Here is a 14,485-nt window from a genome sequence, read left to right as displayed (position 1 = left end):
TCAGCGTCAGGCTCCTCTCATCGAGCCGGGCCCCACCCCGACACGCCGAGTCACCTCTGTAGATCAACCCGTACGCACCTCTGCATCAGAGCCCGTACGCCGACAGCAGGTCAAACACTTCCGTGCCTGGCTGGAAGAACGCCGGGCCGCGTATGTGCTGGCGACGAAGGTCAACGACACCGTGATCACCGCCGACGGCCGCGACGCGCGCGTCGACGAGCTGATCGCGGCCCTGCCGAAGCAGGCATGGAAGCGGATCTCCGCCGGAGCCGGCGCCCACGGCCAGCGGATCTACCACTGGGCCCGCGTCGCGATCCGGCCCGCCTGGGAGGGCGGATTCGGGCACTGGGTGCTCGCCCGCCGCAATCTGTCCGACCCCACCGACATCGCCTACTACGTCTGCTACGGCCCCGTCACTTCCCGGCTGAAAGACCTGGTCAGGACCGCCGGAGCCAGGTGGGCGGTGGAGGAGTGCTTCCAGACCGCGAAGGGTGAATGCGGGCTCGACCACTACCAGGTGCGGCTCTACCGGGCCTGGTACCGGCACATCACCCTCGCCATGGCCGTCCTGGCCTACCTCACGGCCATCCGTGCCGCAGAAGCCGCAAAAGGGGCAGCGGAGACGACGAGCAAGACCTCATACCCCTCAGCGTCCCGGAGATCCGCCGGATGATCGGGCACGTCGTCCTCACGCCCCGCTGCCACACCAACGAGCACCGTCTCCACTGGTCACACTTCCGACGCCGCAGCCAAGCCCGAGCCCGCCGCTGCCACTACCAACGACGGGGCCACGACCCCCACATGCGGTTGCAGTATTAGAGGTCGGCAACCGGTCCAGCGCCGGTGTCACTCCAGGTAGGTGAACTCGTCTGCCGGGCTTGCGGGCGACGAGTAGCCGTTCGAGAGGACGGTGACGTCGATGGTCGCGGGCTTGCCGAAGGCGATGGTTGGCTTGGGCGCCGTGACGAGCAGCTGCTCGGGGGCGTAGTCGACGAGCTCGGCGAGCGTGTCGCCGAAGTAGACCTGGGAGTCCGAGGCGAAGTGGACGCCGTTGACCTGGACTTGGTCGTTGGCCCGGCCGGTGTCCGGGCTGATGCCGGTGACCACCACGGCGGCGGGGCCGCCGTAGGCGAACTGGCCGCGCGGGACGGCCGGGGAGGTGCCCAGATTGTTGGTGACGCGGACATCGACCACGCCGACGCCCTCGGGTGCCCAGGTGATGATCACGTCGTCGCGGATGACGTACTCCTTGGAGATCGGCACCGTTCCGAAGTCGACCAAGACACCCTGGCCCAACCCGCTGCCGACGATCTCGACCGGGGCTCCGGCCGTGCCGACGGGGGTCACGAGGGTCACCACCGGACCCGACTGCACGTCAGGCGCGCCGAGGAGGCCCAGATAGGTGGAGTTGGCGTGCTGGAAGGCCACCTGGCCCATGAAGTCCTGGAGCGACTTCTTCACCACGTTCGGGTCGACGGGGTCGTAGCTGTCGTTCAGTGCGTCGTCCTTGCCCGGCTGGACGTAGACGTGGGGACTGGGGAGGGCGACGAGCGCCGAGATGACGGCTTTGACGTAGTCGGTCGCCGCCGGGCCCGGATTGAGGTACCACTGCTTGGTCGCCTCGAGGTTGTTCCAGGCCTGCGGCACCATGTCGTTGATGTTGAAGTGGCGCTCGTTCGCCTGCCAGTCCAGGGAGTCGACGTAGGCGGCGAAGTCCGCTCCGCCGGCGGTGGGGGCGGCGAAGGTGTGCAGCTCGAAGTTCGGTTTCCTGTTGGGCCAGGTGAGCGTCTGGAGGTAAGGGGCGACCATGGTCGCGATGCAGCCGCCCAGGCTGTGGCCGGTCACGTAGACCGTCGGGTTCGGCTGCGCCCGGCCCAGGGCGGTGGCGAGCGCTTGCGCCAGGGTGACGCCCGCCGTGCTCATGGTGACGACCTCGGTGAATGCCTTCATCGCCCCCTTGGAGACCGAGACCGGGGACGGCATCCCGACGAGGTTGAACGGGACCACCGTGCCGACGTCGAGGTCCTCCATCAGATCGGTCACGCTGCCGGCGGTGCCGCGGATCACCACGGCGAACGAGTTGGAGCCGTCGGTGTTCCTGGCGAGGTAGGCCATGTTGGCGTTGCCCGGACTCACCCCGAGCCAGGAGAGGACCCAGGTGCCCTGCGTCGCGAGCGAGGGGTCGGTCAGGTGCTGGTTGATGCCGAGGGCGATCCGGGCGCTCTGTTCCGCAAGGGTCTCGCCCGAGGGGCGCGGGGTGGCCGCGGTCGCCGCGATCGCGGAGAGCGTCATGGTCACCTGCGGAACGGTCCACTGGTTCGTGTCGGTCGCCATGCTCGCTCCTCGGGGATCGCCCGATCCGGCCGGAGCAGGTTCGCGTCCAACCTACTATTCGCCAGGGGATCCCGACGGGAGGCGGGTCCCAGGTTCACGCGATTGGGCCAGCAGCCCCTGGGTTTGTTGTGCACCCGAGGGGCCGCAAGAGCCTTCTGCGTCGCAGGTGGTGTTGGGTAAGGCGGCTGCTCAGGGGTGTGGTGTCGCTCGGATCGACTGAGGTTCGATGCCGCTGGGGAGAACGCTCTGTGGGACGGGCTCCCGGTCGGCACCCAGGTGGAGGTGGACCGCCTCCTTGCCGTGGAGCGGAGCGTGCAGGCCATTGCGTTGATGCGTGAGCGCGCCGGCCTGCCTCGGCCCGGTCTGCGTGAGTGCGTTCACCCGCTGGATCGGCGCTTCACGGTGCTGCGGGAGCGGTCAGGTCCACGGCGTGGTCCTCGCCGTTGCGGGCCGGACCGAAACGCGCGACCTGGCCTCCCCCGACACGGCCCTTGCCTGCAACCACGGCCACCTGTGCATCGTCGATGGCCGCGGCTACAACTACGACTACTACCGCTGCGGCTACTACGACTTCAACGGCGTCGGCGACGGCACCTTCAACAACAACCAGACTTCCGGCACCCGGGCCCGCTTCTACAACCAGAACGGCAGTGAGCGCTTGTCCAACGTGGCCAAGGACACCGGCACCGCCTCCTGGACCCCTGTCTTCCACATCCGCCCCTGCTGACACCCACCCCACCGGCGCCCCCGCCCCGCCCCGGGCCGGGGGCGCCGTCATCGCGTCCGAAAGTCCTGGAACACCTCGGGCCGCGCTGCCGGGATCGACGGAACGCCCCGGCGCTTACCGGGGACACTCGCCACGAGCGCACCAACCGTGCCCCGCCCCCACCGACTCCTCGGCGAACGCACCCCGGCGGCGGCATCCGCTCGATCCGGAGGGCGAAGCGCACGGCGGCGCAGCGGTCGCGAGTGGGGACGATCCGGCCTCTCAGACGTCGGCCGTGCAGGCAGAGCGATGACGGTGACGGCGGCCGCGGAAGCCCGGTCTAGAGTGAGGGTGAGGTGGACGACGGAGACCTGGCCGACCGGTCATGGAGGTGATCTCGGTGGCGTCCAGGGCATCGGCGGCGGTACCGGCGAGAAGATCCAGGTGGGGTCGGAGTGCCCGCGTCATCCTGCTCGACGGCGACGACCTCGTCCTCATCCAGCGGCCGAAGCCGGGCCAGGTCCGTACGGGGCACCGGCCCTGCCGAATCGGCCGGCAGGTCCGCCCCTCGGGCTAGGGCCTGTTCTGAGTTGAGATCACGGGAGGGCTGGCAGGCTGCGTAACCAGAGGATGGATCCGCGCAGGTGGAGCCCGGCGGCATAGCTCTCAGGTGTCTTGTCGTAGCGGGTGGCCAGCCCCCGCCATTCCTTGAACTTGTTGATGGCGCGCTCGACGGTGTTGCGATCTTTGTAGAGCGTGCCGTCGTGGCTGACCGGGCGGCCGCCGGAGCGTCCCTTCTTCTTGCGATTGGCAGCCTGGTCGGCCTTTTCCGGGATCACCGCCTTGATGTTGCGTCTGCGCAGGTGGGCGCGGTTGGCTCGGGAGGAGTACGCCTTGTCGCCGGCCACTGCGTCCGGCCGGGTCCTGGGGCGGCCGATCCGGCCGCGCACCTTGATCTTCTTGAGGACAGGGATGAAGTGCGGGCTGTCCGCGGCCTGCCCGGGGGTAAGGATGATGGACAGCGGGCGGCAGCGCCGCTCGACGGCAAGGTGGATCTTGCTGGTGAGCCCGCCCCGGGAGCGGCCCAGTTCGGCGGCCCGCAGTCGGGCCCTGCGGCGCCGGCGCACGGCTCGGCGCTGTTCCCGCTCGGGGTCCTCCCTGTCCGCGGATCCCTCGCCTACGGGGTCGTTTTGTCCCTTTGTTGCAGCCCCTTTTCCTCCGCCACGGCCTTCTCCAGATCCTCAAGGAGCTCCGGGGCGACCGCCATGCCCGCCGCGTGGTGATGCGCCCGAGCAACGGTCGAGTCCACGCTCACCAGGCTGAGATCGACATCGTCGCGAGCCTCCGCCTCGGCGATCATCGCGTCCATGAGGGTCTGGAAGACCTCGTCACGCGCCCACATCCGGAACCGGTCGTAGATCGTCGACCAGGAGCCGTAGCTCTCCGGCACATCCCGCCAGGGACTGCCGGTCCGGAACCTCCACATCACCGCGCTGAAGTAGCGGCGCAGGTCAGGGATCGGTCCGAACGCCCCCAGCGGCAGGTGCGGCTCGATCAACTCCCACTCGGCATCGGTCAGATCATCACGAGTCATGCGACCGGTCTACCCCGGCCAGCACCCTCCTGAAGCGAGAATGACCGATCCCGTGATCTCAACTCAGAACAGGCCCTAGGGCCGGCCGTCGAGCCAGCTCAGCTTGTGTCCGTATAGCACCCGCTGGCAATAGTCCGTTCCCGCGGGGTCGGCAGGGTCCCGGTTCGCCGTGCAGTCGGGATCCGTCCCCGGCCGGTGCTCGGAGAGGGACCACAACCGCCCCGTGCCGCGCTCGACATAGAGGTCCTCGGCGCCCCGGGCGGTCTTGACGGCCTGGCCGTCCTGGACCAGTTGGCCGTTGCTCCAGTTGTAGCGCCACAGGTTGCCCGGCTCGTCCGTGCCCTTGGACTCGTTCACGTACAGCGTGCCGTCGTACGCCGCCGCGCCCTGGGCGCCGCCGTTGGACATCGGCAGGTAGTTCGCCCAGCCTTCCGCAGCCACGTCGGCGGAGCGCCCCTCCAGGGCCGCGACCGGGTACGAGGCGATGCGGCCGGTGGAGGAGTAGCCGCTCTCCGGACGGCAGTACTCACCCATGATCATCCGGTCCGGGGTGGTGCTGCGGTCCAGTGAGATGTAGGAGGCCTTCGGGGCGCCCGTGGAGACACAGGCGTAGGAACCCTTGGGGTTGCTCTGCGTCGCCTTGAACTTCCAGGCGGCCACCTGCGGCATCACGTAGCGGTAGCCGAAGCTGTACCAGACGTTGTCGTGCCGGCCGACCTTCGTCTTGTCCTCGACGTTGGAGGTGGTCTTCACCCCGTCGGTGTCGGTGCCCATCTGGTCGTGCGTGCCGGGGTCGCCGTCCGGGTCCAGGTCCATGATGTAGCGCATGTCGAAGACGCGCAGGCCGTTGCGGGTGTCGGCGACGTAGAGGTAGTTGCCGTACCAGACGATCCCCCCGGCATGGACGCCCTTCTGGATCGGGTACTCGGCAGCGTGCAGCCCGTCGAAGGAGACGTGGTCGGCGGAGTTCACATAGGTCCAGCCCAGCAGGACGTGCCGATACTTGACCTCTGGACTGCCGGTGGCCGGGTTGGTGCGGCTCTGCACGAAGGTGATCCGGACGCCCTTCTGATTGCAGGCGTCGTTGGCTTCCAGTTCGGCAGCGGTGCAGTCGCCGGCCGTCGGTAGCGGGTCGGTCTCCCGGCCCGGGTCCCAGCCGTCGTAGGAGGCGAACAGCTGGATGTTCCCCGCGTCGCCCCACAACTCGTTGTCCTTGGCGTCGGAGACGCCGGTGAATCCCTGGGGGACCCACTCCTGCGAGACGGAGTCGTCGTTCTGCAGGCAGTACTTGATGTCGGGGTCCGGGGCGGTGCCGAACGAGTCGCGGGAACACCACGGCTGGACGGTGCGGTTCGCCCCGGCCAGCAGGTTCTGCACGCCCGACTTGGGCAGTACCGAGTCCAGGCGGGTGACCCGCTTGGTGGTCTCGGCGTTCATCTCGCCGGGCGACAGCGTGAAGTCACCGGGCGAGGCCGCGCCACCGGGAGCGGTCCAAGCGCGGACGCTGTACGGCGAGGGGGTGCCCTCGGTCGCGCGGGGCTCCTGGATCCAGGACTCCGGCACATCCGGCGGAAGGTCTTCCGCTTGGGCCGGTGCCGCAAGGCCGGTGAACGCGAGCGCGGCCGCGGCAGCTGCCGTGAGCCAAGCGCGACGTATTCGGCTTGTGGGCATGTGGGGTTTCCTCCGTTACTCATGTGACAGGTGAGCCAAACGGAGGCTTCCAGAACGCTTATGCGAAAGGCAAGCTTGATCGTTCCATCAACACCCCTGATGCAGAGTGCGGTTGCGGTCATTTGCGCACATCCCATCCGCTTGGACGGGCGGGCCGTGATCTGACGCCCTCTGACCCTCCTGCGCGAGCTTCGTGCACGATTCCGGATGGCGGTGCTGCCGCACCGCAGCGACCGGTTGGACGCGTTGGACGCTCTGTTCGAGAGGGTGCGGCGGAGCGTCCACCCGCTCGAACCCTCCGGCACCGGCGGGGAGGCCGAACCCGCCGTCGAGCTCGGTGCGACGGGCCCGACCGAGCTCGACCGGAGGACCCTCGCGCTCCTCCTGGCCGGCCTGACCGGCCGGGCGGCCGCGGCGAACGGGGTCTGTCACCGCGGACGCTGCACCGACGACTGCGCCACCTCCTGGGCATGGCCGGAGTCCGAGCCCGGATGCAGCTCGGCGGTTGCGCTGTCCGACACGGCTGGGTGGAGCCGCACCGACGGACCTGCGCTGGTCACGAGATCGCCCGGATCACGATCGCGAGGGCGGACCAGCACGGTGACGGTGGCCGCGAGGAAGAGGAACTGCACGGCCGTCCGGGGGCCGAGCCGGTCCCACCACGGCACGTCGCCACCGGCGGCGGCGTACACGTTGGCGGGGAACATCACGACCAGCATGGTGCTGAGTACGGCGGCCGAGCCCCGGGCGGTCCGCGACCACAGCAGCGCGAGTGCGCAAGCGAGTTCGGCGATGCCGGTCAGGGTGACCAGCAGTTCCGGGGCCGGCAGGGCCGGCGGGACCATGGCGACGATCTCCTCGCGCATTCCGACGAAATGCGCGCCTCCGGTGAGCGCGAACATGGCTGCGAGACCGCCCCTCAGGGCGGCGGTCGGCCGACGGAACCGTACGGCCCCGAAGGCCCCGGCGAGCAGCAACAGGCTTGTGACGGTGACGAGTGTGACGAGCGGTTCCATGTCAGCTCCTCCTTTCTGTGACGATCCCGATGGCGGGCCGGATGGGAATGCGGGGCGGCGTGCGGGCGGGTACTCCCGCCGGGGGCACGCCCTGACGGCCACGGCAGCCGAGCCCCCGTACCTCGGCGGCTGCCGGGCCCCGGTCATGCGCGGTCGCCGGTCACGGCCTCGGCCGACCGGCGGACGGTGTCCGGGTCGATCCACTGGATCTGCACGACGACCCCGTCCGGGTCGGTGACCCGGATGCTGCGGCCGAAGTTCTCCTCGACGAGCTCGTACGGGCAGTTGTTCTGTTCGAGCCGCTGCGCGACCTCATCGAGCGGCTCGTCCGTTGCGAAGCCCAGTTCTGTGGTGCCGGGCGGCCGCCCCTGCGAGACGGCGGAGGCGTGGACGCCGACGGCCCCCGCGGCTGCGGTCAGCCGGACCCAAACGGCCGCGCCGGCCTCCGGCCGGACCGTGAGCCCCAGCCCGGCGTAGAAGTCCCGGGACGCCTCGACGTCGGCCACGTACCTGATGGGAAGAACGGTCAACATGGTGTGCCTTTCTGGTTCGGTCACCCTCAGCGTCCTGTCCGGTGCGGCCGTGCCGGCTGTACAGTCGCCCGAATGGGCGCAATCAGACGTGCGGAGGCGATGTCGTGACGCGATCCGTCACCCTCGACACACTGGACCGCCGTCTGATCCATGCCCTCCAGATCGACGGGCGCGCCTCGTTCAACCGGATCGCCACCGTGCTCGGAATCCCGGAGCGAACCGTCGCACGCCGCTACCACCGGCTACGGTCGGCTCTCGTGGTCCGGGTGGTCGGGCTCATCGACAGCCGGCGGATCGGGATGCTCGACTGGTTCGTCCGCATCGACTGCGCGCCTGGCGCCGCCGACGCGCTCACCGCCGCCCTCGCGCAGCGGGACGACACCTCGTGGATCGCCCCGCTCGCCGGCGGAACGGGGCTGACCTGCATCGTCCGTACCCCCGTCTCGAGTACGGACGGTGGGCGCCCGCTCTTCGACCATCTGCTCCGAACCCCCGGGATACGGGACGTGGAGGCAGGCTGCGTGCTGCGCCCGGTCGCCGGCCTCGGCGGCTGGGCAGGCCGGACGAGCGCGCTGGACGCGTCCGAGCAGGCGGCCCTGCTCAGCCCCGCGACGGAGCCCCCGGGCGGCCCGCAAGCGCCCGCCGAAGCGTCCGACTGGGGCGCGGCGGAGGCGCGGCTGGCGGGCGAACTGGCCCGGGACGGCCGGGTGGACGTGAGACGGCTGGCCTCTGTCACCGGTTGGTCGGCCTCGACCGTGCGTCGCCGCGTCGCCGGACTGCGCGCCGCCGGCGTGCTGCACTTCGAGGTGGACGTGGACCCGTCCTGCTTCGGCTTTCCCGTGGAGGCGCTGCTGTGGCTGGAGGTGGCGCCGGCCGCGCTGGCCGAGGTGACGCAGGCACTGTCTCGGCACGACGCGGTCGCCTTCGCCGCTGTCACCACGGGCCGTGCGGCGGTCTTCGCCATGGTCCAGTGCCGTGACACCGGAGCCCTCTACGACTACCTGGCAGGCGAGTTGGCCGCGCTCCCGGGCATCGGCCGGATGGAGACCGCCCTGGTCCAGCGCCGCGCCAAACGGGCGGGACCGCTCCTCGTCCCGGCGAGGGCGGAACGGCCGAAACGACGCAAGTCCGGGACGGAAACAACGGGCTGAACCGGCAGACCGGCAGACCGGCCGCCCGGCGGAGACCCGCGGACTCGGCGCGTGACGCGTTCAGACCACGGGTCAGCGCCGAGCGGATGCCTTCTGAGGCACCGCGGCCACCAGGCGCCGCACGTCGTTGATCCTCCTGCCGTCCCCCGCAGCAGGAAGTGCGGGGGTGCTGCAGTGCGGTGGTGGCCCTGCGAGCCTCGGCCGCAACAGCCGTCCCGACACCGGCTCGGGGCAGGGTCGCGGGAGCGCTGGACGGACCGCTGCTTCGGGCGCAGCCTGGTGGGTCTGCGGGCAGGCGGTCGGGGAGTTCTTCCGGGGCGGGCCGGACGCCTCCCGGTCACTTGGTGAAGGAGTCCGCCTCGCCCGGCTCCGTCTCCAGCACCTGGCGGTCGAGCGTCAGCATGGCGGCGAAGAACAGGCCGCCCAGGAGCAGGAGGCCCACCACGATCACGACGGAGACGAACGCCTCCTTCGGGGAGATCAGCACGAACAACGCGACCAGCGTCCACACCAGGGCGCAGATCGCGATCGGCAGCTCGAAGCGTCCGAGGTCGAAGGCGCCCTTCTTGTGGCTCGGGCGTCCGCGTACCGCCAGGTAGAGCACGATCGTCGAGCCGTAGGTGACCGCGGGGAGGATGGTCGAGGCCGTGATCAGCTTCAGCAGTGCGGCGCCCGGCAGCGCGACCATCAGGACGATGCCCAGGGCGAAGACCAGTACGGTCGCCGGGATCGGCGTCCTCGTGCGGGCATTCACGCGCCGCATCAGACGGTGCGCGGGGAAGCGCGCGTCGCGCGACATCGCAAAGACGAGGCGCGAGCACGCGACCATCGCCACGATCCCGGCGCCGAAGAACGCGATGGTGATCGCGACCAGCAGTGTCCTTTCCATCGCCGGACCGAGCTGATCACGCATGATCGCCGCGACGGGCGGGCCGGTGTCGCTGATGCGGGGGATGTCGTCGATCGCGATCGTGAGCGTGATCAGGAACAGCATGCCCAGGACGCCGGCCGCCACGACCGATCCCACGATCGCGCGTGGCGAGGAGACTGAACCCCGTCTGGGCCATGCCGTACGGGGCCGATGTCGCGTACCGCCGGCGTCAAGAGCCCCACCGGGCGTTCTGCTGACGGATGCTCAAAGAGCCTGGTCGGAGGGGGTTTCCCAGGCGTTTCCCGTTTCCCGTTGCGATGGGCGACCCGCGCTTCCTCGACACGGAGGGGTGGCGGGGCACAGTCTCGGAGTGCCCGGCGGACGGCCGGTCCGTGCTCCGTACGACGAGCACGCCGCGAATACCACGACGAGCAGGACGACCCGCGGGACACCGCGTGGCGGGGACGGGGGACCGGACATGGCGATGCGGAGAACGGCGGTGGCGGCGGTGGCGGTGCTCACCCTCCTGGCCACGTGGGGAGGTGCCCGCGGCGTCACGGCGGCCGCGGCACCGAAGGCGGCGGGGGCGTGTGGCGTGCTCGCCCCCGGAGCCTCCGCGGTGGCGGAGAAGGCCGTAGGAGCCGCGTGCGAACAGATCGGGGTCTGGTACACCTGGGGCGGCGGCCACGGGCAACAACCGGGGCCGACGTACGGTCAGGTCGACCCGAGCGATCCGGACAGTGCACACGACCCGGAGCGGCTGGGCTTCGACTGCTCGGGGCTGGTCCGGTACGCCTACGCCCGCGCGGTCGGCGGCGACCCGCTGTCCGGCAACGCGTACCACCAGTTCCACTCGCCGCATGTGAACCAGCGGTTCACGGCTGCCCAGGGGACCGGGTCGCTGCTCCCGGGGGACCTGCTGGCGTGGGGGTCGGGGGGCTCAGTCCACCACATCGCGATCTACCTGGGCGCGGGGAAGATGGTCGAGGCCCGGGAATCGGGCACCCGGATCACCGTCAGCGACGTACGGCTGGGCGGGGACTACGCGGGAGCGGTCCGCATTGCGCCGGCGGCGGCCCCCGGCACGTTCAGCACGTGGGGCACGGATGTGTGGACCCACAAGGAGCCGTCCACCACCAGCCCGCGGGTACACCGGTTCCCCGGCCCGACCACGGTGCGCGTCGAGTGCCAGAAGCACGCCGAACCGGTGACGGCGGAGGGCTACACCAACGACGCCTGGTCCTACCTGCCCGAATACGGGGCGTGGATCACCAACATCTACATCAAGGGCGCCGCCTGGCTGGACGGCGTACGCACCTGCCCCTGAGCACCATCCGCACCACTGATCACGCACACCCATCACCCATCACCCGGCTCCCGAGGGAGTCCTTCCTAGGAGGAAGCATGTACGCAGGCAGGAAGATCGTCCTGGGGCTCGCAGCCGTCGCACTGGCGGGCGGCATGGCCACCGTGACCGGGCCCGCCCAGGCGACGCCCGCCACCGGGAAGAGCGCGGCCGCCGAATGTGGTGTCCGCGCCGACGGCAAACTGTGGTGCGGCAATCGGGTCGGCGCCAAGGGCTACGAGCACCGCCGGTACAACTCCGCGGTGCGGGGGCCGCTGAACACGAGCCCCAGCTGGTTCCAGTGCTGGGGCCGCGGTGACCAGCACGCCGGCGGCAACAACGTCTGGTACTGGACCCAGTTGGACAACGGCCAGTGGGGCAACGTCGCGGCCGTGGACGTCCACACCTCGGTCGACCCGGCACCGGGCCTGCGCGAGTGCTGACGCTCTGAGGCCGCCACCTCCCCGCCAGGAGGTGGCGGCCTTGAGAGGTCAGCCCTCGCGCAGAGCCAACTCGCCCCCATCGGCCGCGCCACCGGCTTCGGGAACGACGGTGGGGGCGACTTGGCGCGGCGAGGCCGATGAGGGCCGGGGTTCGTCGTTCGTCGCTGGCGCCCAGCCCGACCACACCGGCGAATGACCCTCCGCCGCACCCGCGCTGGACCGCGTGATGCGATCCTCGCGTCCCGGCGTGGCCGGAGGGCGTCGCGGCGATGGGTCACCTCGACCAGGCCGGCGTGGACGTCGGGCGGATCTGACCGACGCGCACGCGGCAGGGCTGGGTGTCGACCAGACCGGTGCCGCCGTCACTGCGGCCGCACCGCAGCCCGCGCCCGCAGCGGGCGCCGCAGGGCCCGGGCCCGCCGCTCCGCTCGCCCCCGCACGCATCGCGGAGTTCCCCGAGCCGATCCGGGGCCACCGCCCCCACCCCGCCCGCGCCCGCCCCCCGTGCACGTCATCCCGGTTCCCGGACCGCAGCCGGACCACCGCGGCACCCGCTGCCGCCTCGGTGCCGGAGGTGGTGGTGGGCCTGAGTGAGGACGCGGAGCGGTCCTACGGGCCGTTGACCGAGGGCGTGAACATCCCGAAGGGCCTCGATCTCGATCCCGGTGGCCGGAACAAGGCGCCGCATCCGCTGCAGCCGGCACACCAACTCCGGTGGCCGGGAAGACAGCGGCTCCTCCAACCCCCTGAGCAGCCGGCCGCCCCGAGCTCTTCCGGCACCTCCTCCAGGCGCGGCAACAAGGCCGAGCGGACCATGCAGCCCGTCGGGGGCATGGGGCAGACGGCGCGACAGGCCGGGGACGTCAGTACAGCGGGCCGGAGGGAAACCCGTGATCCGGCGGGAACGGATCGGGCAGTACCGGAGCCGGCTGAGCGGCGGCTGCCTGCGCGCGCCCGACGGCCAGGCGTGCGGGCCACTCAGCCGCCCACATGATCGCGGCGGCCCCCGCCAGCGGCCAGAAGCCGTCGGCGTGAAGAGGGGGGTCCACGAACGCGAAGGCCGCGCAGATCAGCCACAACACCAGGCAGTGGTAGGCGACGAGGACGATCGAGGCGATTCCCGGTACGGGCAGGGACAGCGTGATGCGCGGCAGCATGAAGAGGGACGCCACGGCACACAGGGCGACCGCCTGCCGCCACCCCGGCGCAGAGTCGAGGCGGACGCCGTCCAGCACGAGCGAGGCGAGCGCGAGTCCGGCGGCATTGAGCAGTACGGCGGCCAGCGAGCGCGCCGCCGCGCCGCTGGTGCGGCGGCGGAACAGGGCGAAGAAGGTCCCGACCGTGGTGGCAACGACCGCCACCAGCAGCCCCGAGACGAAGACCGGCCACAGTCCGGTCAGGCGCGCCGACAGACCAGCGGCGCCGCAGATCCGTACGCCGGCCCAGAGGGCGAGCGGATAGACGGTGAGCAGGACCAGCAGGTTGACCAGGGTCTGCAGCACGCCGAGGAACATCAGACGACGCACCGGGGCGAAGAACTCCCGGTCCGAGCCCCAGAAGTCGGGCTCCTCCGCGAGGAGCTCCCGGGCCCGCCGCAGGGACGGCCGCATCAGGAGAGCCGTCAGGTTCGACGCCGCCCCTACGCATGCGCTCACGAAGGCGGCCATCAGCGCCACCACGAGTACCTGCCGGCCCGCCGAACCGGTCAGCCGGAAGTCGACGACCAAGAGCGCGGCCACCGCCATGCCGGCAGTCACCGAAGCCAGTCGCAGCGCGACCCTGGCGCCCCTTCCCGTACGTCCGTGCCCGCGCCCGGTATTGACCGTCATCAGCCCGCCCCCTCCTGAGTCGCGGCTCCGATAGAAGGCATGCCCTGCTTGAACCCTCAGCAGCCATGTGGGGCCACGCCGGTCCGGCGAAGCCGAACGGATCCAGCCGGGGGGTGAAGCCACCTGCCGGGCGGCCGCGGACCGTGCCGGTACGGCCCCAGCCCCGGGTGATGCGGCCGGAGATCGTGACGTAGGGAGGGGAGATGCCGGTGGGGGCGTCGATGACGCCCTGGACCGGGCGGATCGTGAGGGGTGCACGCGGGAGCCGCTCAAGACCCTCAAGGGTGGGCTCACCGTTCAGCTCCCGCCCCGCGTGCGCGGAGCGTCGGTTCGACGCCTGCGCCCAGGGGTGCAGGCGACCAGCGGATGCGCCAGATCGTCGCCGGGGGATTGCAGTGTTTCCGATCTCCCCCGGGTGATGCTTCCGGGCTTGGACTACCAGCCGTGTTCGCCGGGCCCGACGACGTCGTGTCCGATCTGCCGGGCGAGGTGCTGGGCTCGTTCTCCCGCAAAGGGGTGGACGTGTGCGTACACGGTGTAGCCGGCTGCCGGTTCGTGGTTGGCGTCGCTGTTGAAGCACGCCTGCACACCTGTTCGTGCGTGCTCGGGTCCGAGGTCGAGTTCGGGTACCGCGGGCCAGCTGAGTGCCATCCAGGCGATCTGCCCCCACGAGGCGGCAGGCAGGACGCCGGCCGCCCTCTCCGGCAGGTCGCTCCCCACAGGTTCCGCGACCGAGAGCGTGAGGGGCAGCATGCCGGTCAGCGCAGTGGCATCGCCGGGAAGGTCGATACCGCGGAAGTGCCAGCCGCCTCCCGAGTACCAGCCCTGCGGGAACATCTCACGGGCCTTCAGGACGTCTTCTACCCGGCACAGTTCGGCATCCAGGTCGACGGTTGCCCCCGGGTAAGCCCTTGCATCGCCCATAGTGCACCTGATCATTCGAGGGGGCGGGTGTTCTCAGCCGGCCGCAGGCACGTCACCTCACGCCGCGC

The 14,485-nt window shown here is 70.7% G+C and carries 11 protein-coding genes and 2 pseudogenes; 5 read left to right on the top strand and 8 right to left on the bottom strand.

All coding sequences use genetic code 11. The features are described 5' to 3' along the window. Positions 1 to 106: 106 nt before the first annotated feature. Positions 107 to 673: pseudogene (locus OG332_RS02775) on the top strand (IS701 family transposase); the annotation flags it as partial. A gap of 173 nt (positions 674 to 846) precedes the next feature. On the opposite strand, the gene OG332_RS02770 reads toward OG332_RS02775, so the two are convergent. Beyond that, complete coding sequence (locus tag OG332_RS02770; RefSeq protein ID WP_327411909.1) at positions 847 to 2,334, bottom strand: lipase family protein; 1,488 nt, start codon at positions 2,332 to 2,334, stop codon at positions 847 to 849. A gap of 334 nt (positions 2,335 to 2,668) precedes the next feature. On the opposite strand from OG332_RS02770, the gene OG332_RS02765 reads away from it, so the two are divergent. Next, complete coding sequence (locus tag OG332_RS02765; protein WP_327411908.1) at positions 2,669 to 3,061, top strand: hypothetical protein; 393 nt, start codon at positions 2,669 to 2,671, stop codon at positions 3,059 to 3,061. 575 nt (positions 3,062 to 3,636) lie between these two features. Here the strand turns inward: OG332_RS02765 and OG332_RS02760 are convergent. The 4 genes and pseudogenes from OG332_RS02760 to OG332_RS02745 form a co-directional block, all read right to left on the bottom strand. Further along, a pseudogene (locus OG332_RS02760) lies at positions 3,637 to 4,634 on the bottom strand (IS5 family transposase). Between the two features lie 75 nt (positions 4,635 to 4,709). After that, positions 4,710 to 6,305 carry a hypothetical protein gene (locus tag OG332_RS02755; protein ID WP_327411907.1) on the bottom strand — a complete coding sequence of 532 codons (1,596 nt, stop codon included), beginning with the start codon at positions 6,303 to 6,305 and terminating at the stop codon, positions 4,710 to 4,712. Positions 6,306 to 6,733: 428 nt separating this feature from the next. Beyond that, positions 6,734 to 7,321 carry a DoxX family protein gene (locus OG332_RS02750; RefSeq protein WP_327411906.1) on the bottom strand — a complete coding sequence of 196 codons (588 nt, stop codon included), beginning with the start codon at positions 7,319 to 7,321 and terminating at the stop codon, positions 6,734 to 6,736. Positions 7,322 to 7,464: 143 nt separating this feature from the next. After that, positions 7,465 to 7,854, bottom strand: a complete 390-nt coding sequence (locus OG332_RS02745; protein WP_327411905.1) for a VOC family protein — start codon at positions 7,852 to 7,854, stop codon at positions 7,465 to 7,467. 104 nt (positions 7,855 to 7,958) lie between these two features. Between OG332_RS02745 and OG332_RS02740 the strand changes: the two genes are divergently transcribed. Further along, complete coding sequence (locus OG332_RS02740) at positions 7,959 to 9,005, top strand: Lrp/AsnC family transcriptional regulator (protein WP_327411904.1); 1,047 nt, start codon at positions 7,959 to 7,961, stop codon at positions 9,003 to 9,005. A 337-nt stretch (positions 9,006 to 9,342) separates the two neighbouring features. On the opposite strand, the gene OG332_RS02735 is transcribed toward OG332_RS02740, so the two are convergent. After that, on the bottom strand, positions 9,343 to 10,035 hold the full coding sequence (locus tag OG332_RS02735; protein WP_327419086.1) for an amino acid permease: 693 nt from the start codon (positions 10,033 to 10,035) through the stop codon (positions 9,343 to 9,345). A 319-nt stretch (positions 10,036 to 10,354) separates the two neighbouring features. Between OG332_RS02735 and OG332_RS02730 the strand changes: the two genes are divergently transcribed. Both OG332_RS02730 and OG332_RS02725 read left to right on the top strand, forming a co-directional pair. Then, entirely contained in the window at positions 10,355 to 11,203 is an 849-nt protein-coding gene (locus OG332_RS02730; protein WP_327411903.1) for a C40 family peptidase, read from the top strand. A 77-nt stretch (positions 11,204 to 11,280) separates the two neighbouring features. After that, complete coding sequence (locus OG332_RS02725) at positions 11,281 to 11,664, top strand: hypothetical protein (RefSeq protein WP_327411902.1); 384 nt, start codon at positions 11,281 to 11,283, stop codon at positions 11,662 to 11,664. Between the two features lie 863 nt (positions 11,665 to 12,527). Here the strand turns inward: OG332_RS02725 and OG332_RS02720 are convergent. After that, entirely contained in the window at positions 12,528 to 13,493 is a 966-nt protein-coding gene (locus tag OG332_RS02720; RefSeq protein WP_327411901.1) for a hypothetical protein, read from the bottom strand. A 435-nt stretch (positions 13,494 to 13,928) separates the two neighbouring features. Further along, positions 13,929 to 14,417, bottom strand: a complete 489-nt coding sequence (locus OG332_RS02715) for a hypothetical protein (protein ID WP_327411900.1) — start codon at positions 14,415 to 14,417, stop codon at positions 13,929 to 13,931. Between the last annotated feature and the right edge of the window lie 68 nt (positions 14,418 to 14,485).

The sequence above is a fragment of the Streptomyces sp. NBC_01233 genome, from assembly GCF_035989305.1.
In the GTDB taxonomy this organism is placed as follows: domain Bacteria; phylum Actinomycetota; class Actinomycetes; order Streptomycetales; family Streptomycetaceae; genus Streptomyces.
Note: the sequence above shows the minus strand (reverse complement) of the source record. Positions and strands in the feature narration are given on the sequence as shown.

Coding starts and splice junctions, on each gene's coding strand:
- OG332_RS02770 (WP_327411909.1), bottom strand. CDS start 2,334: ATGGCGACCGACACGAACCAGTGGACCGTTCCGCAGGTGACCATGACG.
- OG332_RS02755 (WP_327411907.1), bottom strand. CDS start 6,305: ATGCCCACAAGCCGAATACGTCGCGCTTGGCTCACGGCAGCTGCCGCG.
- OG332_RS02750 (WP_327411906.1), bottom strand. CDS start 7,321: ATGGAACCGCTCGTCACACTCGTCACCGTCACAAGCCTGTTGCTGCTC.
- OG332_RS02745 (WP_327411905.1), bottom strand. CDS start 7,854: ATGTTGACCGTTCTTCCCATCAGGTACGTGGCCGACGTCGAGGCGTCC.
- OG332_RS02730 (WP_327411903.1), top strand. CDS start 10,355: ATGGCGATGCGGAGAACGGCGGTGGCGGCGGTGGCGGTGCTCACCCTC.
- OG332_RS02725 (WP_327411902.1), top strand. CDS start 11,281: ATGTACGCAGGCAGGAAGATCGTCCTGGGGCTCGCAGCCGTCGCACTG.
- OG332_RS02720 (WP_327411901.1), bottom strand. CDS start 13,493: ATGACGGTCAATACCGGGCGCGGGCACGGACGTACGGGAAGGGGCGCC.
- OG332_RS02715 (WP_327411900.1), bottom strand. CDS start 14,417: ATGGGCGATGCAAGGGCTTACCCGGGGGCAACCGTCGACCTGGATGCC.